The following is an 18,318-nucleotide window of genomic DNA, read 5'->3' as shown; positions in this document are numbered from 1 at the left end:
ATACTGGAGGCGACGCCCGGGACATGACTGCCGTCGATGCCGGGCGGGATCCCGCTCGTGCCTGTGAACGCGAAACCCCCGATTCCGTCGTCGGCCAAAAGGGAGACAGGAAATGCGCACGTCGTACAGACTCGTCCCGCCCGCTGTCCTGGCGATCGGCCTGCTCCTCTGCCCGGTCGCGCCCGCGTCGGCCGCCGTCGCCACGACGGCCGGCCCGGCGACGGCCATGGCCCTGACCCTGGACGAGGGCAGCTGCGAACCGCTCGCGCGGCGCTTCCTCTGCTCGGTCTCCTACAGCGGGGCGATCGCTCCGGTCGCCATCCGCTGGTTCGTCGACGGCGGCTACATCCCCGCGTACGACAACAGGAGTTTCGTGGGGATCGGCTGCCAGCCCACGGTGCGGTACGACATCCGGGCGGTGATCTCCGACGCCACCGGCGCGTCCGTCGAGTACCACACCACGCCCGTCTGCCGATCGGGCAATCCCTGACGTCGCCTCGGCCGGCGTGTCCGTGGCCGCCGTGTCGAAGGTCCTCAACGGCCTCACCCGCCACCCGCTCGATGGTGCAGTCCCTGCTGCAGGAAGCACGGCTACGCTGCCCGCCGGTCACGCCGGACGCGGACGGCGGCTCCGGCCACCGTCCAGGTGGAGGTGGCCTCGGATCTGTGTACCTACTCCGCCCAGACCGTCCAGGGCATGATCGAGGCCGGAGCCGGTTCGGGCGCGGCCGTCATCGTCACCAGCACGGCGGTGATGACCGGCGGCGGGACCTCCTGGGTCCGCGGCCTGGTCGGCGCGGGGCGGCGAGCGATGATCACGATCGGCAGCGAGCCGCCCCCGGCCACCTCGGCGGCATCGCCGACGCGGCCCGCAACCAGGCACGCATGCACGGCTACCGCGCCGCGATGGAAGCCGCGGGCGTGCCCGTGCCCGCCGAATACGTCCGTACGTCGGGCTTCCGCTATCCCGACGGGGAGACGGGCAGAGCCGCCCTGCTCGGCCTGCGGCTCTCGCCGCCGGCGACGGGAGTGCCCTCGGCGCCATGCAGGCCGCCAGGGCGCGGGGCCTGCGCGTCCCGGAGGACCTCAGCGTGGTCGGCTTCGACGACACCGAGGTCGCGGTCATGACCTCGCCGCAGCTGACCACCGTACGCCGGCCGCTGCGCGAGATGGGCGGCATCGCCCTGCGCACGGCCGTCGGCGAGAAGATCGAGTCCCGCCGCATCGAGCTCGCCACCGAGCTGATCGTCCGCGGATCGAGCCGGGCGGCCGGCCCATGAGGTCGCGCAACGGCTCTGGACAATGCGCCGCATACGTGATCTGACGGAGTAAGAGCGCCGACGATCGCGAACAGGAGTACCTGGACATGAGCGACACGCCGCGACTGCACACCGCGGGCAACACCCTGCTGGAGCGAGCCCGCGCGCTGCGCCCGCTGATCGAGCGCGACGCGGACCAGGCCGAGGAGCAGGGCAGACTCTCCACCTCCGTCATGGACGCCCTACACGAGGCAGGACTTTTCGGGATATGGGTGCCAGTGCCGCTCGGCGGCGCCGAGCTGTCGCCCAGGGAGCTGATGGCAGTCCTCGGAGAGCTCTCCTACGCCGACCCCTCGACGGGCTGGGTGGTCATGGCCACCTGCCTGGAGAACGGCACGGCCGGCGCCTACCTGGGCGACGAGGCCGTCGAACGCATCTTCAAGGGCCCCCGGATGCCGCTCTTCGCGGGCCAGGGCACCCGGCCGGGCATCGCCGTCCCCGAGGACGGGGGCTTCCGCCTCAGCGGGCAGTGGAGCTTCGCCTCCGCCATGCTGCACTCCCAGTACGTCCACAGCCTGGGCGCCATCGAGGGCACCGACGAGGTCCGGATCTTCATCACACCGATCGAGGACGTCAAGCCGCTCGGCAACTGGGACGTCCTCGGCCTGCGCGCGACCGGCAGCATCGACTACTCGATGGACGACGTCTTCGTGCCGGAGTCGCAGTCGCACGTCTTCGCCACGAACGAACCCCTGCGCGGCGGCGCCATCTACCGGCTCGGCCTGGTCGATCAGGCGCTGATCTGCCACTCCGCCTGGGCGCTCGGCGTCGGCCGCCGGCTGCTGGACGAGCTGAGCCGTTACGCCGTGGCACGGGCCGGGCGGACCGGGCAGATCGCCGGCAGCGACGCCTTCCACACCGACTTCGCCCGTGCCGAGGCGAAGTTCCGCGCCGCGGCGGCCCTGGTGCGCGAGACGTGGGACGACGTGGAACGCACCCTCGACTCGGGCCGGACGCTCGACGTACGGCAGGAGACGATGGTGCGGCTCGCACTCAACCACATCACGTCGACGATCACCGAGGTCTCCCACTTCGTCTACGCGTCGGGCGGCACCTCGGCGCTGCGCGACGGGCTGATCCAGCGGCTGTTCAGGGACGTCCACGCCGGCGCCGCGCACATCACCTCGGGCCCGCAGCTGCTCCGGGAGTGCGGCCGCGAACTGGCCGGCCTGGCCGCCGGCGAGTCCTGGGCACTGTTCGGCCTGGAGCCGTGAGAGTGCTCTGACCCGCGTGTTCGGGGCCGGGGCGGCGCGGTGAGACTCCGGTGAAATGTCCGTGGAACGCCGTGCTCCCAGGCTGGTCCGCATGCCAATGACTGACATGACCAGGAGCGCGGCCTGCGGGGCGGCGCTCGTGCTCGCCCTTTCCGCCTGCGGTGCGCTGGGGCGGCCGGCTCAGCCCGCGGCCTCGGTGAAGGCTCCAGAGGCCCCGGCGCAGGACCGGCCCGAGGACCCGCCGGAGGAGACACCCTCTCCGGAGGACTCTCCCTCGCGGCCGGAGTCGTCCTCGGAGGGCGTGGTCGCCGGGCCCACCTCGTCCGCCCTGCCGGTCGAGGGCCGGAACCTGCGCCTGGTCAGGTCCGGCGAGAACGAGCTGGCGCTGCAGTTCGAGCTCTTCAACGGCACGGACGACGAGATCTCGCTCGGCGCGCTCGGCCTCGACAGCCGCGAGCAGCTGATCACGCTGGTGGACCTGCCCCGCGGCACCGCCTACGGCCTGATCGGCAGCTCGGGCCCGGACGGCCGGATCAGCGAGGACGTCGACATCGAGCCGGGCCGGTCGGCCCCGGTGACGGCGGTCTTCGCGGCACCGCCCAAGGAGGCCACCGAGATGCTCGTCGTGCTGAACGGCCTGCTCCCGGTGACCGTGCCGATCACGGACGCCGAACCGGCCGACGACCCCGCCCTGCGCGGCCCGCACAACAAGCTCCAGGTCGGTCCGCTGGTCTGCAAGACGACGGGCGGCACGCGTGAGGCGTTCCGGCTGCCCAGCGACGTGCTGTTCGAGTTCGGCAGCTCCAAGCTGTCGCCGTCGGCCAAGTCCGCCATTGAGGCGCTGCGCGGCCGGGTCTCCGCCTCGTCGGGATCGGTCACCGTGGACGGGCACACCGACGCGATCGGGGGCACCTCCGACAACCAGACGCTGTCGCAGGAACGCGCCGCGGCCGTCAGCCAGGTGCTGCGTCCTTCGCTCGGCGACGGCTTCGCGTACCGGACGAAGGGGCACGGCGAGGGCGAGCCCGTGGTGCCCAACACCAAGCCCGACGGCAGCGACGACCCGGACGGGCGGGCGCAGAACCGGCGGGTCGAGGTGCAGATCGACAGCGACACCACCGTGCGGCCCCCGGAGACGGGCAGCGACCTGACCGACGCGGGGCTCCAGGTGCGGGTGGAGAGCGTACGGCGGCTGTCGGGCTACCTCCTGGCGAGCGTCAAGGTCACCAACCCCGGGTCGGAGGCCGCGTCCCTGGAGTATGAGAACCACTTCACGCCGAAGGAGCTCACCTCGGGCCAGCTGTCGATCGCGGCTCAGAACGGCCGGCAGGAGCTGTGCGGATTCGCCGAGCCCACGTACTTCGACTTCGTCGGCACGATGAGCGCCTCCTTCGCGCCGGGCAAGCTCGACACGGTGCCGGCGGGCGCCGAGGTGACGCTGTGGGGGCTCTTCCCGGCGCCGAACACGAACGTCCCGTCGGTGAAGGTCCAGATCGGCGGCTACGACCAGGCGCTCCCGGCCGAGGTGGCAAGCTGACCCCTCACACGTCCCGGCCGAGTTGGCGAGCTGACCCCCCTCACGCGCCCCAGCCGAGGTGGCAAGCTGACCCTCACACGTTCCGGCCGAGGTGGCGAGTTGAGTCCGGTGTTTCGCGGGCGGGTCATGCGGTGGCGAGCGCGGCTCTGACCTCCTCCAGGCGGGCGGCGTAGCGGGGCCAGCCGAAGCCCGAGGCGGCGTAGGCGGTGGCCGTCGCCTCCGCCAGCTCCCCGGCCCGTCGCCGGTCCCGGCTCGCGAGCGCCAGCGCCGCCGACACGGCCCGGGCCGCGAGCCAGGGCGTGCTGTGCTCGGCCGACTCGGCGTAGACCTCGTCCAGCAGCGCCGCCGCCTCGCCGAACTCCTCGCGCCGGATGAGCACGTCGGCCAGGTCGATGTGCGCCATGCTCGCCCCGGAGCCGTCGGTGACCGCGTAGCCGACGGCCGTGCGCATATGGGCTTCCGCCCGGCCCAGCTCCCCTTCGGCCATGGCGACGGCGCCCCTGATCAGCTCGTTGAGCGGGAGGATCTGGCGGTCGTCCAGCCGCGCGGCGTAGTGGTCGGACTCGGTGGCGCACGCCAGCGCCTCCTTGAGGTGGCCCATGCCCAGCAGCGCCTGCGCCTGGTTGCTGAGACCGCGCGCCAGCCCGTGCTCGTCGCCGGTCTCCAGGTCGAAGGCGTTGGCGGTGACGTAGCGCTGGAGCGCCTGCTCGGCATCGCCCGAGTAGAGGTGGAGCGTGCCGAGCGCGTCGGCGAAGGCGGACACCCGCTGCGTGTGGGAGACGCTTTCGGCCAGCTCCAGGCCCTGGAGCAGCGGCGGGAGCGCCTCGCGGAGGCGGCCGCGCTCGATCTCCACGATGCCGCGGTAGTAGAGGACGTTCATGGTCACCATGTCGTCCGACGCGATCTCGGCCAGCTCGGCGGCCCTGGTCAGCAGCTCGGCCGCCGCGTCGAACTTGCCGACCATGGTGGAGACGAAGGCATGGTCGCTCAGCGCGGTCGCCTGCTCGGTCGGCGTGCTGCCCGGCGCGTCGGCCAGGGCCGAGAAATGCCGCTCGGCCTCGCCGTACCAGCCGCGGATCAGCCACGGCGTGTGCAGTTCGAGCGCCAGCCGCAGGCCGTCGGCCGCCCGCTCGGTGCCGGGGGCGCGCTCCAGCGCGTCGAGCAGGTTGGGCCACTCCGCGAACACGGCCGACACCTCCTCCGCCGCGAGGAAGTCGGTCGGCGCGCCGAGCCGGCGGACGAACGCCACGCACCAGCCCAGGTGGGCGGCCAGCGCGCCCTCCGTCTCCCCTGCGGCGAGCAGCTTCGCCCGCGCGTAGTCGCGTACGGTCTCCAGCAGCCCGAACCGCCGCCCGCCCCCGGACGTCTCCACGGTGACCAGGCTCCGGTCCGCCAGCTCGGCCAGCGCGGGCGCGACGTCCCCGACGGTCACACCCTCCCCGGCGGCTTCACCCGTGCCGGGACCGCCCGTGGCGAGGCCGCTCATGCCGGTGCCGCTCGTACCGGGACCGCCTGGGCCGGCGTCGCCCGGTACGGCCGGCACGACGTGTTCGGCGGCCTCCAGGTCGAAGCCGCCGCTGAACACCGACACCCGCCGCAGCACCAGCCGCTCCCGCTCGGCCAGCAGGTCGTGGCTCCAGTCGAGGGCGGCGCGCAGGCTCGTGTGCCGGCCGCCCGCGGTGCGTCCGCCGCCCACCAGCAGGCGCAACCGGTCCTCGACCCGTGCGGCCAACTGCGTCACGGTGAGCGTGCGGGTCAGACCGGCGGCCAGCTCGATCCCCAGCGGCAGCCGGTCCACGGCGGCGCAGATCGCCGCGACGGCAGCGGGTTCGGCACCGGCCTGGTCGGGAGCGCACCGCTGGGTGAACAGCGTCGCCGCCGCGTGCGCGGGCAGCGGTCCGACCCGGTTGAGCTCCTCCCCCGCCACCAGCAGCGGGAGCTGCGAGGTGACCAGCACGGCCAGCCCGTCGGTACGGCCCAGCAGCCCCATGACCAGCTCGGCCACCTGGTCCACAAGGTGCTCGGCGTTGTCGAGCACCAGCAGCCCGCCGTCCAGGCGCGCGGCCAGCTCCGGCAGGGGATCGTCGGACTCCGACTCCAGCCCCACGGCCGCCGTCACCGCCGCGCGCACCGCCCCTTCCCGGTGTAACGGCGCCAGCTCCACCAGGGTCACCACCCTGGACACCGGGGCCTGGGCCACGGCCTTGGCCGCCTCGATGGCGAGCCGCGACTTGCCGCTGCCCGGCCCGCCCGTGAGCGTGACGAGCCCCGGCCGCGCGAGCCGTCTCACCAGCGCCGCCAGCTCGCCGTCCCGGCCGACGAAGCTCGTCGCGGGTCCCGGCAGGCGTACCCGGGGGCGAGCCTGATCCGGGGCGGGCGACTCGGCAGGGGGCGGGCCCGGCGACCCGGCCGAGAGCAGGGACGGCTCCGCGGCGGGCAACCCGACGGAGAGCGGGGACGGCTCCTGCCCGGGCGACTTGGCAAGGGGTGGGGACGACTCCGGCTGGGCAGGGAGCAACGACGGGTCCAGCTGGACAGGGGGCGGGGACGGGTCCGGCTCGGCAGGGAGCGGGGACGGTTGCGGCCTGGGCGCGATCACGCCTTGCGTCGGGGCGGTGTTCGTGAGCTGGAGGGACGGATCCTGGCGGAGGATCCGCAGCTCCAGCGCCGCCGTCTCCGGGACCGGGTCGATACCGAGCGCGTCGGCCAGCCTGCGGCGGAGCCTGGCCAGCCGGTCGAGCGCGTCGGCCTGCCTGCCGGTGCGATAGAGGGCCAGCGCGAGCAGGCAGGACACCCGTTCGTGCAGCGGATGCTCGTCCGCCAGCCGCTCCAGCTCCGCGCTCACCTCGGCCGCCGCGCCGAGGGCGAGGTCGGCGGTGAGCCGCTGCACCGTCAGGTCCAGCCGCCACGCCTCCAGCCGCTCCCCCTCCAGCTCGGCATAGGGGATCGCCCGCAGGTCCGCCAGCGCCCTCCCGCGCCAGAGCCCGAGCGCCTGCGCCGCCGAGCCCCGGGCGCCCGCGTGGTCGCCGGACCTGGCCGCCGCGTGCGCACGTTCGGCGGCGGCCCGGGCCTTGACCAGGTCGGCGGCGTGGGCGTCGAGCGCGTAGCCACCAGGCGTCCTGACCAGGGGTGAGGCCTGCCGCGACCGGCCCGCGCCCTGCCCGGGGCCGGCGGGGAGAGCGGGGAGGGCGGCGCGCAGGCGGGAGACGAGGACCCGCAGACGCTCGGTGGGACGGGCCAGCTCCGCCTCCCCCCACAGGTCGGCGGCCAGCCGCGCGTCGGGAACCGGAGACCCGCCCGCGAGCGCGAGCCGGGTCAGCAGCGCGCGCTCAAGGAGGCGATCCACCACGATCGTCGCGTCTCCGGCACGGACGGTGACCGGTCCGAGCACGAGGACGTCCAGGCCGGGGAGGGAGGGCATGGGGGAATTATCTCAGCGAATTCCGTGAGACGTCCGTGAAACGGGGGTGCAAGGTCATCCGCTCAGGCTGGCCTCATGACACACGACATCACGGACCTGCGAGCCACCGTACGAGGAGAGGTCCTCACCCCGCGGGACGCCGGCTACGAGGACGCCCGGGCCCTGCACAACAGCATGATCAGCCGCAGGCCGGCCGCGATCGTGCGGGTCAGCGGCACCGCCGACGTCGTCAGCGCGCTGTCCTACGCACGCCAGCACGCCCTGGAGGTCAGCGTGCGCGGCGGCGGGCACGGGGTGGCCGGGCACGCGCTCGGCGGCGACCTCGTGATCGACCTGTCGGCGCTGCGCGGCGTCACCGTGGACGCGGCCGCCCGGACGGCCGTCGTTCAGGCGGGCGCGGTCTGGGGCGAGGTCGACCAGGCCACACAGGCGCACGGCCTGGCCGTGCCCGGCGGCCGGATCAGCCACACCGGCGTCGCCGGGCTCACCCTCGGGGGCGGCGAGGGCTGGCTGTCCGCGAAGTACGGGCTGAGCTGCGACAACCTGATCGCCGTCGAACTCGTCACGGCCGACGGCCGGGTGGTCGTCGCCGACGACGAGAGCGAGCCCGAGCTGATGTGGGCGCTGCGCGGCGGGGGCGGCAACTTCGGCGTGGTCACGTCGTTCACCTTCCGGCTGCACCCGCTGGGCCCGCTGGTGCTCGGCGGCATGCTCGGTTACCGGGTCTCCGACGCGCCCGCCGTACTGGAGGCCCTGGACCGGCTGCACTTGGCCGGGCACGACGACTTCGCGCCCGCGGCGGTCTTCCTGACGGCGCCGCCGGCGCCGTTCGTGCCCGGGCACGTGGTGGGACGGCCGATCCTCGCGATCGCGCCCGTCTGGCTCGGCGACCCGGAGGCGGGGGCCGAGGTGATCCGGCCGCTGTTCGAGGCGGCGACGCCGCTGTTCGACGCGGTCCAGCCGATGCCGTACCTGGCGCTGCAGTCGATGCTGGACGACGGCTCGCAGCCGGGGCGGCGCAACAGGTGGTCGGCGGAGTTCGTGCCCGGCCTGGAGCCGAGCCTGATCTCCGACCTGCAGGACGCCGCGATCGCCGCGCCGAGCCCGCTGTCGCAGCTGATCGTCTCGCCGCTGCCGGAGGCGGTCAGGACGGCGCCTGACTCCGCCTTCCCCAGCCGCCACGGCGGGCGCTGGCTGGTGCACCCCGTCGGCGTCTGGGTGGATCCCGGCGACGACCCCGCCAACCTCGCCTGGGTGGAGGAGGTGACCTCGGCGATCAGGAAGCACGGGGTCACCGGCTCCTACCTGAACCTGGAGCAGGCCGACGACGACCGGGTGCGCTGGGCGATGGGTGTGCGCAGGTATCGCCGGCTGCAGCAGGTGAAGGCGGCCTGGGACCCCGGGGACGTGTTCCGCCACTGCGCCCACGTCAGTCCCTGAGGAAGTCCCTGAGGAGCCCGGCACCCGCCCGGACGGCGGGCGGGTGCCGGTCACGCTAGGACGGCTGCCTGGCGGCGCGCCACTCCGGCGCGAGCACCGACCAGACCTCCATGTCGTGCCGCTTGCCCCGGTACGGGTAGCTCTCCCGCAGCACGCCGTCCTTGGTCATCCCCAGCCGCCGGGCCACGGCGATGCTGGCCGCGTTCTCCGACGCGACCACCCACTCGATGCGGTGGATGCCCCGTTCCTCGACGGCCCAATCGATGATCACCCGTGCGGCCCTGGACACCAGGCCCTTGCCCGCCGCCGACGGCTCCAGCCAGCAGCCCACCTCCGCGACGCCCGTCAGGACGTCCATCGTGCGGAAGAGCACCCCGCCGACCAGCGTGCCGTCCAACCAGATGCCGTAGATCCGCCCGGTGTCGATGGCGGCCTTCTCCGCGTATCTCAGGAGCAGGGACCGGCTCGACTCCAGGTCCGTGGCCCGGTCCGCGAACGAGATGAACTGCCCGACGAACTCCCGCGCCCGGTCCATGTGAGCCAGGAACTCCTCGGCCGACCACGGCTCCAGCGGCCGCAGCTCCGCGCCGTCCTCGCCCAGGGATATTGCGAACATCGTTCCCCCAACGATCGAAAGCCAGGCCATATCGCCAGCAGATCCTCTCACGCGGCGCGGCGGGGCAGGTTGGCGATCTTCCCGAACAGCCCAAAACTGTGCATCGTCCCGCACGCCGACCGGCCGGGCCCGGCGGGCGCCCGACGACACTGCTGCCATGGACACGCATGACACCGAGGGCGGCCAGGAGCGGACCGAGTTCGCGGGGGCCGTGTACGGCTCGCTGCTGGCGGCCTCGGTGGTGGCCGGCAGCGCGGTGGACGGCACGCCGGTGTCCGCGGGCGACCTCGTGGTCGTGTTGATCTGCACGGGCGTGGTGTTCTGGCTCGCCCACGTCTACGCCTGGGTGGTGTCCAGCAGAACCCAGCCCCTGACCTGGCAGCGGCTGCGCACGGCCGGCCGGCACGACTGGCCGGTGGCGCAGGCCTCGTTCCCCCCTGCCATCGGCGCCGCCTTCGCCTCGTCGCTGGGCCTGTCCGACAAGGCGTCGACCTGGGTGGCGCTGGTCGTCGCCGTGGCGAGCCAGGCGGCCTGGGCCGTCGCGGCGGCCGTCACGGCCCGGGCCTCCGCGCGGGTCGTGGCCCTCTCCGGGGCCGCCAACCTCGCGATGGGGCTGGCCATCATCGCGCTCAAGACCCTGGTCGGCTCCCACTGAGGTCTTGACACGGCGCCGCCGATTTGAAAACTTCCTTAACAGATCGGGGTTGACAACGTTGTCATCACTCCTCCTGGGAGACCGCTGTGAGCACCCTCTGGCCTTCCCCGTCCCGTCGTAAACGATCTCTTATGATGGCGGTCTTATGCGCCGTGACCACCCTCGCCCTCGCCGCACCCGCCGCCGCGCTGACCGGCCCGGCCGGACCTGAACCCGTGCCCAATCCCGGCCCTTCGGGCACTCCGACCCCCAACCCCTCCTACAGCCCGCCCCCCGGCCCGCAGGCCGCCGAGTCGGCTCCGCCCGCGGCGGAGACGCAGCGGGCGGCGCGGGACGGGCAGGCCCTGGCCCGGGCCGAGGGCGCGGCCTTCGCCTCCTCCTTCGAGCCCGGCGACCCGCAGCCGACGTGGGCCGACACGACAGAGACCGACGCCCGCGGCGTCAAGAAGGCCGCGAACGTCATCGGCACCCTGCCCGGACGCATCGAGGGCAGCATCTCGGACCGGATCGCCCGGTTCACCGCCAGCGGCGAGAACGCCTCCGGCGGCGAGGGGAAGGAGAACCTGGCCGATGATGACGCGAACACCAAGTGGCTGGTGTTCGCCGGCACCGGCTGGGCCCAGTACGGCCTGGCCGCCCCGGTCGCGGTCGTGCACTACGCGCTGACCTCCGCCAACGACGCGCCCGAACGCGACCCGCGCGACTGGCAGCTGCAGGGCTCCCAGGACGGGCAGAGCTGGACCACCCTGGACACCCGGACCGGCGAGACGTTCACGGCGCGCTTCCAGCGCAAGGAGTACCGCTTCGCCAACCCGACCGCCTACGCCCACTACCGGCTGAACGTCACCCGGATCGGCGGCGGCTCGACCCTGCAGCTGGCCGAGTGGGAGCTGTCGGACGGCCGGACCGGCCCCACGCCGCCCAGCGACATGCGCAGCCAGATCGGCGCGGGACCGAACGGCGGGTTCGTGTCCAAGCCGCGCGCCGGCTTCTCCGGCCTGCGGGCGTTCCAGTACGCGGGCAGCACCACCGCCGAGACCGGCGGCCACTCCACCAACAAGGTGTTCGAGGTGGACATCCCGGTCACGGCCACGACGGAGCTGTCCTACGTGGTCTTCCCCGAGTTCACCGCGGCCGACCTGCGCTACCCCAGCACGTACGTCTCGGTGGACCTGGCCTTCCGCGACGGCACGTACCTCAGCGACCTCAAGGCCGTCGACCAGCACGGCGTCCGGCTTTCGCCGCGCGCGCAGGGCGAGTCCAAGACCCTGTACGCCGACCAGTGGAACTACAAGCGCGCCCAGATCGGCGAGGTCGCCAAGGGCAAGCGGATCAGCCGCATCCTGGTGGCCTACGACAGCCCGGCAGGGCCCACCGGGTTCCGCGGGTGGGTGGACGACATCAGGATCGTCTCGGAGCGGAAGCGGCAGCCGTACGAGGGCCGCCCGGCACACGACGATCGAAGCCCTGCCCAGTACGTGATGACCACCCGGGGGACGCACTCCACCGGCGGCTTCTCGCGGGGGAACAACTTCCCGGCCACCGCGGTGCCGCACGGGTTCAACTTCTGGACGCCGATGACCAACGCCGGCTCGACGAGCTGGCTGTACGAGTACCACCGCGCCGGCAACGCCGCCAACCTGCCCGAGATCCAGGCGTTCACCGCCAGTCACGAGCCCAGCCCGTGGATGGGTGACCGGCAGACGTTCCAGTTCATGCCCTCGGCGGCCGAGGGGGTGCCCAACCCGTCCCGTACCGCCCGCGCGCTGGCCTTCCGCCATGAGCGGGAGGTCGCGCAGCCGCACCTGTACGCGGTCACCTTCGACAACGGGCTCAAGACCGAGATCGCCCCGTCCGACCACGCGGCGCTGGCCCGCTTCACCTTCCCCGGCTCCGAGGCCAAGCTGATCTTCGACAACGCGAACAACAGCGGCGGCCTGACCCTGGACCCGGCCGGCGGTGTGGTGACCGGCTACTCCGACGTGCGCAGCGACCTGTCCACCGGGGCCACGCGGATGTTCTACTACGCCGTCTTCGACCGCCCGGTCACCGGCGGCGGCAAGCTGACCGGCCAGGGCCGGGACAACGTGCTCGGCTACCTGTCCTTCGACGCGGGCACGATGAGGACGGTCACCATGCGCATCGCGTCCTCGCTGATCAGCATCGACCAGGCCAGGCACAACCTGGAGCTGGAGATCGCCGCCTCGGACACGCTGGAGACGGTCAGCGAGCGCGCCCGCCGGGCGTGGGACGCCAAGCTGGGCGTCATCGAGGTCGAAGGGGCGAGCCGGGACCAGCTGGTCACGCTGTACTCCAACCTGTACCGGCTGTTCCTCTATCCCAACTCCGGCTTCGAGAACACCGGCACCGCCGCCGCGCCCGTCCACAAGCACGCCGTGCAGTCGGCGACCAGCACCCCGCCCAGCACGCCCACCCAGACCGGGGCGCCGGTGGCGGACGGGAAGGTGTACGTCAACAACGGCTTCTGGGACACCTACCGCACCACCTGGCCCGCGTACGCGCTGCTGACGCCGAAGGCGGCCGGGGAGATGATCGACGGGTTCGTGCGGCAGTACCTGGACGGCGGCTGGATCTCCCGGTGGTCCTCGCCCGGGTACGCCGATCTGATGGTCGGCACCAGCTCCGACGTCGCCTTCGCCGACGCGTACCTGAAGGGGGTGACCGGCTTCGACGCCGTGGCCGCTTATGAGGCCGCGGTCAAGAACGCCACCGTCGCCCCGCCCACCCGGCAGGTGGGCCGCAAGGGCCTGAACACCTCCGTCTTCCTCGGGTACACGAGCGTCCAGTCGACCGGCGAGGCGATGTCGTGGGCGATGGACGGCTACATCAACGACTTCGGGATCGCGAACATGGCCAAGGCGCTGGCCGAGCGGTCCACGGGAGCGCAGCGTGCCCGCTACCTGGAGGAGTACGAATATTTCCGGAACAGGGCGCGTAACTACGTCCACCTGTTCGACCCGGCGGTGCGCTTCTTCCAGGGCAGGAACGCCGACGGCTCCTTCCGGCTCAAGCCGAGCGCCTACGACCCGCGTACGTGGGGCTTCGACTACACCGAGACCGACGGCTGGAACATGGCCTTCCACGTCCCGCAGGACGGCCGCGGCCTGGCCAACCTGTACGGCGGCGCCGACAAGCTGGCCGCCAAGCTGGACGCGTTCTTCGCCACCCAGGAGACGGCGGCGTTCCCCGGCTCGTACCGGGGGATCATCCACGAGATGCGCGAGGCCCGGGACATCCGGATGGGCCAGTACGGGCACAGCAACCAGCCCTCGCACCACATCGCCTACATGTACGACTACGCGGGACAACCGTGGAAGACCCAGGCCAAGGTGCGCGAGGCGCTCTCGCGGCTCTACCTGGGCAGCGAGATCGGCCAGGGCTACCCCGGCGACGAGGACAACGGGGAGATGTCGGCCTGGCAGGTCTTCGGGGCGCTGGGCTTCTACCCGCTGCAGATGGGCAGCCCCTACTACGCGATCGGCTCGCCGCTGTTCAAGAAGGCGACGGTGCACCTGGAGGGCGGCAGGAAGCTGGTGATCAGGGCGCCGGGCAACAGCCAGCGCAACGTCTACGTGCAAGGGCTGACGGTCAACGGCAGGACGTACGACAAGACGTACCTTCCGCACGACCTGATCGCCAAGGGCGGCGAGCTGGTGTTCGAGATGGGGCCGAAGCCGTCGCGCTGGGGCACGGGCAGGAACGCCGCCCCGCCCTCGATCACCGACGACGACCGGATCCCCGCCCCGCTGCACGACCTCACGGGGCCGGGGCGCGGCACGGCGTCGGCGGCCGGCGGCGCCGACGTGAGCGCGCTGTTCGACGACGACTCGGCCACCCGGGCGACGCTGCCCGAATGGGTGCGATACACCTTCGACGGCGACCGGGAAGCGCGTTACTACACGCTCACCTCCGGCGCCGGGCAGCCTTCCGAGGATCCGTCCGGATGGGTCCTGGAGGGTTCCGCCGACGGCACGTCGTGGAAGGTGCTCGACGAGCGGGCCGGCGAGAGCTTCCCGTGGCGGCTGCAGACCCGTCCGTTCAAGATCGCGCATCCTGGCGCGTACGCCCACTACCGGCTCAGGTTCACCGGCGGCACGTCGCTCGCGGAGATCGAGCTGCTCGCCCCCGCGCCGCCCGCCACGTCACCGCTGGTCATCGAGGCCGCCGGGGTCTTCGCCGCTCCTGGGGAGACCGTGACGCTCCCGGTGACCGTGTCCGACCACGCCGACCGGCCCGCCACCGGACGGCTGACCGCGACCGGCCCTGAGAGCTGGACCGTCCAGCCCTCGGGAGGGGTCGCCTTCGGTCCCGTCGCGCCGGGCGCGTCCCAGACCGTGACGTTCCAGGTGACGGTGCCGGCGACGGCGGGTCCCGGCAGCCACCCGATCCGGCTCGCCGCGACCTCCGACCAGGGGCCGGCCTCCGAGCAGGTGACGGTCACGGTGGTCGGCGACACCGTGGAGTTCACGCCCGGCACGGCCGCCGAGGAGCCGTGGCTGCTGGAGGCCGACGGGTCCCAGCTCGACGGCGAGGTGTTCGACGGGCGCGCCCGTTTCACCGACGGCGACGGCCACGCCACCTACCGCTTCGATCTGCCCGCCCAGGTGAGCGGGGGTTCGGTGACGCTGGACATCGGCAACCAGTTCCTGGTGCAGGTCTCGGCCGACAACCGGAGCTGGCGGACCGTGCTGCAGGAGAGCGCCGACGTGCGCGACCTGTCCAACCGCTCGGCGCGCACGCTCGACCTCGACGAGCTGCGGGGCGAGGCCCGTACGTTCTACCTGCGCATCGGGGACAGCCGGCCGGAGAACGGCTGGGGGTCCTGGCTGGCCAGGGTGCGGCTGGACCTGCGGCGCTAGGAGTTGCGGAAGATCACGTCTCCCTGAGGAGGTTTCCAGGCGAAGCCCGCGGCCAGCGCCGAGCCCGTACGCGGCACGGCGACGAGGTCCGTCCATTCAAATCCGGTCGCCGGCGGGGTGACGCTCTGCCGGGTCAGCACGCCGCCGACGTACCGGAGCGCGTCGATGGACAGGGTGGTGTAGGCGTAGGGGTCCTGGCCGTCCGGGGTCGCGGTGATCGACTGCCGGGTCGTCGCCGCGTAGACGCCGCCGGAGCCGTCGCCGGACAGGGTGGTGACGTGGTCGCCGGGCAGCCGGAGCTGCTCCCACGTCCCGCCGCGCCGGTGCAGCAGGACGGCCCCCGGCTGCGTCCAGTCGCCCTGCTGGAACCCGGCGGCGATCCAGACGTCCCCGTTCGCGGCGGCGAGCACCGCGTCGTAGCGGACCCGTACCGATCCGAACGCGGGCACGGCCGCCGCGGGCACCGCGACGGCAGGCAGCGCCACCGGGTGCCACGCCTTGCCGTCCCAGCGCGTGACGGCGGAGGGACCCCAGCCCCAGATCTCTCCGGGCGAACGGACGCTGATCTCCCTCAGGGACGCCGGCGCGGGCAGGCTCGTCCAGCGCCCGCCGTGATAGCGCTTGAAGAACACTCCCCGTGTACGGTCGTCGCGGCCCACCACCCAGGCGTGCTCGCCGTCCGGGACGTCCAGATCGGTGATCGTGGTCCGGCCCGACCCCATGAGCCGCCAGCGCCTGCCGTCCCAGCGCGACAGCACCGAACGGGCGCCGGTGCTCCCCGCGATCCACACGTCGGCCGGGGATGACGCCTCGATCAGGGAGATCTCACGCAGGGACCCGCCCGGGCCGGTGAACTCCGTCCACTCCCTGCCGTTCCAGTGCCTGATCAACGGCGCGGTGACGGGCGAGCCGGTCCGCGGATCGAGCTGCTTGGTCTCGCGCCGGCCCGCGGCCCAGGCGTCCGCCGGCCCGGTGGCGGCGAGATCCGCGATGTACGTACGGGCTCCGCCGCGGAAGCTGACCTGCCAGCCGACGGCAGCCTCGACCGGCGTGACCATGGTGAGCGCCGCCAGCACAACGGCCACCGGGATGCGGTACACAGAGGCATGATGGCGCCTGCCCGGGATCCGGCCGGCTGCGCCGAGCTGAACGATTGACGAACTTCACCCCATCCGGGCGGTCAGTCCGCGCAGGCCCGCCAGGACCTCCGCCCCCGTCGGGGCCTGGTCCGGGTCGTTGAGCCACTGCATCATCACGCCCAGCAGCAGCGCGAGGTGCACCGAGCCGACGGTGCGCACCTCGCGCTCGGCGATGTCCGCCTCGTCGCCGTCCGCCAGGTGCACGGCCATGCCGCGGCGGCCCTCGCGCTGACCGGCCACGAGCTCGTCGCGCAGCTCCGGCGAGTGCTCGGCCTGCACCATGGCCTCCAGATTGGCCAGCCACAGCGTGCGGTGCTCGCCGATCGACGCGATGAGCCGCTCCCAGAGTGCCTCGAAGCGCTCGCCGGGCGCGGCCGCCTCGTCCACGGCGGCCATCGCGGCGCCGATCTGCTCGCCCCACTCCCGCATGGCCTCCACCAGCGCCGCGTTGAGCAGCGCCTCGCGCGAGCCGAAGTGGTAGCCGATCGCGGCCATGCTAACGCCGGCCGCCGCCGAGATGTCGCGGACGGTCGTGCGCGCCCACCCCTTCTCCTCCAGGCAGCGCCGCGCCCCGGCCAGCAGGTCCTCACGGTTTCCCATGGCAGGCAGCCTAGCACGCACGCATGAGACGCCCGTCTTGCGCATTTGCCCAAACTCTGCGTACGGTTGCCCCACACCAACCGAGAAGGGAAGTCCCCATGCGGATCCTGATCTCCGGCGGCAGCGTCGCCGGCCCCGCCCTGGCCTACTGGCTGCACCGGCACGGCCACGCGCCCACGATCGTGGAGCGGGCCCCGGTCGTCCGCGGCGGCGGCGCCGCCATCGACTTCCGCGGCAGCGCGCTGGAGGTGCTGGAGCGGATGGGCCTGCTGGAGGAGATGCGCCGGCACGAGACGGGGATGACCGGGATGACGCTGGTCGACGACGCCGGCGCGCCCCTGGCCGAGCTGCCCGCCACCGCCATCTCCGGCGACCTGGAGGTGCTCAAGTCCGACGTGACGGCCATCCTGTACGAGGCCACCCGCGACACCACCGACTACCTCTTCGACGACACGATCACGGGGCTCGACCAGGACGGCTCCGGCGTCCACGTGACCTTCGAGCGCGCCGGATCCCGTACGTTCGACCTGGTGATCGGCGCGGACGGGATGCACTCGACCGTGCGCCGGCTCGCCTTCGGCCCCGAGTCCCGCTACGTCCGCCACCTGGGCATCTACGGCGCGCTGTTCACCACGCCCAACCTGTTCGGCCTCGACCGCACGGGCCTGATGCACAACACCGTCGGCCGCAACGCGCTGGCCTTCGCCGCCCGCGGCAACAGCGAGCTCCGCGTCGGCCTGTCGTTCGGGGCCGACCACCTGGACTACGACCGGCGCGACCGCCGGCAGCAGGAGAAGCTGGTGGCCGAGCACTTCGCCGGCGCGGGCTGGGAGGTGCCCCGGCTGCTGGAGGCCATGAGCGAGGCCGAGGAGTTCTTCTTCGACTCCTCCGGCCAGGTCGTGATGGACTCGTGGTCGGCCGGCCGGGTGGCGCTGGTGGGCGACGCCGCCTACTGCGCCGCGCCCACCTCCGGCCGCGGCACCTCGCAGGCGTTGATCGGCGCGTACGTGCTGGCCGGCGAGCTGGCGGAGGCCCCGGACCACGCCACCGGCTTCGCCGCGTACGAGGGCCGGCTGCGCGACTACGTCGAGCGCAACCAGCTGCATGGCCGGGCCGCGGCCCGCTGGTTCCTCCAGCCGCCCACCGAGCCCCCGGTGGAGGTGGCCGAGGACGTCGTTCCGCTCAAGGACTACATCGTGGGATGAAGGTCCCGATCAGTCCATGTCGATGTCGTCGAGATGCCCGAGCAGGCGCGACAGGACCCGGAGGCAGGCGGTGACCTCGGCGTCGGTGAGGTCACCGCCGATCCGGCGCAGCTCGGCGCGCTCGCGGTCGACACCGCGCTGGAGCATCCGGACCTGGTCGCCGCCGTGGTCGTCAGCGGCGATGGCAGCCGGCGAGCTGGAGGGCTCCGTCGAGGGGTTCATGCTGTTCGCCGCCGGCCCGCACTTCAACGACATCCTCGAGGACTTCGCGTCCGCTGCGGCATCGTGAGAT

Annotated in this window: 13 protein-coding genes and 1 pseudogene; 8 read left to right on the top strand and 6 right to left on the bottom strand. The window is 72.9% G+C overall.

Annotated features, from left to right (window positions below):
• The first annotated feature begins 112 nt into the window (after window positions 1-112).
• Complete coding sequence (locus tag AB0L65_RS17765; protein WP_355200112.1) at window positions 113-490, top strand: hypothetical protein; 378 nt, start codon at window positions 113-115, stop codon at window positions 488-490.
• A gap of 182 nt (window positions 491-672) precedes the next feature.
• Here AB0L65_RS17765 and AB0L65_RS17760 read toward each other — a convergent pair whose 3' ends face one another.
• The gene (locus AB0L65_RS17760; protein WP_364246307.1) at window positions 673-891 is read right to left on the bottom strand and encodes a hypothetical protein; all 219 of its coding nucleotides are present in this window, start codon (window positions 889-891) and stop codon (window positions 673-675) included.
• A gap of 26 nt (window positions 892-917) precedes the next feature.
• Between AB0L65_RS17760 and AB0L65_RS17755 the strand changes: the two are divergent.
• The 3 genes and pseudogenes from AB0L65_RS17755 to AB0L65_RS17745 form a co-directional block, all read left to right on the top strand.
• A pseudogene (locus AB0L65_RS17755) lies at window positions 918-1,280 on the top strand (substrate-binding domain-containing protein); the annotation flags it as partial.
• 86 nt (window positions 1,281-1,366) lie between these two features.
• Window positions 1,367-2,533 carry an acyl-CoA dehydrogenase family protein gene (locus AB0L65_RS17750; RefSeq protein ID WP_364246304.1) on the top strand — a complete coding sequence of 389 codons (1,167 nt, stop codon included), beginning with the start codon at window positions 1,367-1,369 and terminating at the stop codon, window positions 2,531-2,533.
• Window positions 2,534-2,624: 91 nt separating this feature from the next.
• Window positions 2,625-4,070, top strand: coding sequence for an OmpA family protein (locus AB0L65_RS17745; protein ID WP_364246302.1), 1,446 nt, complete (start codon window positions 2,625-2,627; stop codon window positions 4,068-4,070).
• 124 nt (window positions 4,071-4,194) lie between these two features.
• Here AB0L65_RS17745 and AB0L65_RS17740 read toward each other — a convergent pair whose 3' ends face one another.
• On the bottom strand, window positions 4,195-7,491 hold the full coding sequence (locus AB0L65_RS17740; RefSeq protein ID WP_364246299.1) for a BTAD domain-containing putative transcriptional regulator: 3,297 nt from the start codon (window positions 7,489-7,491) through the stop codon (window positions 4,195-4,197).
• Between the two features lie 75 nt (window positions 7,492-7,566).
• Between AB0L65_RS17740 and AB0L65_RS17735 the strand changes: the two genes are divergently transcribed.
• Complete coding sequence (locus AB0L65_RS17735; protein WP_364246297.1) at window positions 7,567-8,931, top strand: FAD-binding oxidoreductase; 1,365 nt, start codon at window positions 7,567-7,569, stop codon at window positions 8,929-8,931.
• Window positions 8,932-8,986: 55 nt separating this feature from the next.
• Here AB0L65_RS17735 and AB0L65_RS17730 read toward each other — a convergent pair whose 3' ends face one another.
• A complete protein-coding gene (locus AB0L65_RS17730) occupies window positions 8,987-9,547 on the bottom strand; it encodes a GNAT family protein (protein WP_364246294.1) in 561 nt (186 codons plus the stop codon).
• A gap of 157 nt (window positions 9,548-9,704) precedes the next feature.
• On the opposite strand from AB0L65_RS17730, the gene AB0L65_RS17725 reads away from it, so the two are divergent.
• Together AB0L65_RS17725 and AB0L65_RS17720 are read left to right on the top strand one after the other, a co-directional pair.
• Entirely contained in the window at window positions 9,705-10,202 is a 498-nt protein-coding gene (locus AB0L65_RS17725; protein WP_364246292.1) for a hypothetical protein, read from the top strand.
• A gap of 152 nt (window positions 10,203-10,354) precedes the next feature.
• On the top strand, window positions 10,355-15,082 hold the full coding sequence (locus AB0L65_RS17720; protein ID WP_364246289.1) for a GH92 family glycosyl hydrolase: 4,728 nt from the start codon (window positions 10,355-10,357) through the stop codon (window positions 15,080-15,082).
• Here the strand turns inward: AB0L65_RS17720 and AB0L65_RS17715 are convergent.
• A complete protein-coding gene (locus AB0L65_RS17715) occupies window positions 15,079-16,182 on the bottom strand; it encodes a hypothetical protein (protein ID WP_364246287.1) in 1,104 nt (367 codons plus the stop codon). The two genes, AB0L65_RS17720 and AB0L65_RS17715, sit on opposite strands and share 4 nt — an antisense overlap.
• Window positions 16,183-16,245: 63 nt before the next feature.
• Complete coding sequence (locus tag AB0L65_RS17710) at window positions 16,246-16,821, bottom strand: helix-turn-helix domain-containing protein (RefSeq protein ID WP_364246284.1); 576 nt, start codon at window positions 16,819-16,821, stop codon at window positions 16,246-16,248.
• Between the two features lie 98 nt (window positions 16,822-16,919).
• Between AB0L65_RS17710 and AB0L65_RS17705 the strand changes: the two genes are divergently transcribed.
• Window positions 16,920-18,026: an FAD-dependent monooxygenase gene (locus tag AB0L65_RS17705; protein ID WP_364246281.1), complete on the top strand. Its 1,107-nt coding sequence runs from the start codon at window positions 16,920-16,922 to the stop codon at window positions 18,024-18,026.
• Between the two features lie 9 nt (window positions 18,027-18,035).
• Here AB0L65_RS17705 and AB0L65_RS17700 read toward each other — a convergent pair whose 3' ends face one another.
• On the bottom strand, window positions 18,036-18,248 hold the full coding sequence (locus AB0L65_RS17700; RefSeq protein WP_364246278.1) for a hypothetical protein: 213 nt from the start codon (window positions 18,246-18,248) through the stop codon (window positions 18,036-18,038).
• Between the last annotated feature and the right edge of the window lie 70 nt (window positions 18,249-18,318).

The sequence above is a fragment of the Nonomuraea sp. NPDC052116 genome (assembly GCF_040680035.1).
GTDB classification, from domain to species: Bacteria; Actinomycetota; Actinomycetes; order Streptosporangiales; family Streptosporangiaceae; genus Nonomuraea; species Nonomuraea angiospora_A.
This window is presented reverse-complemented; position numbering and strand designations above follow the sequence as displayed.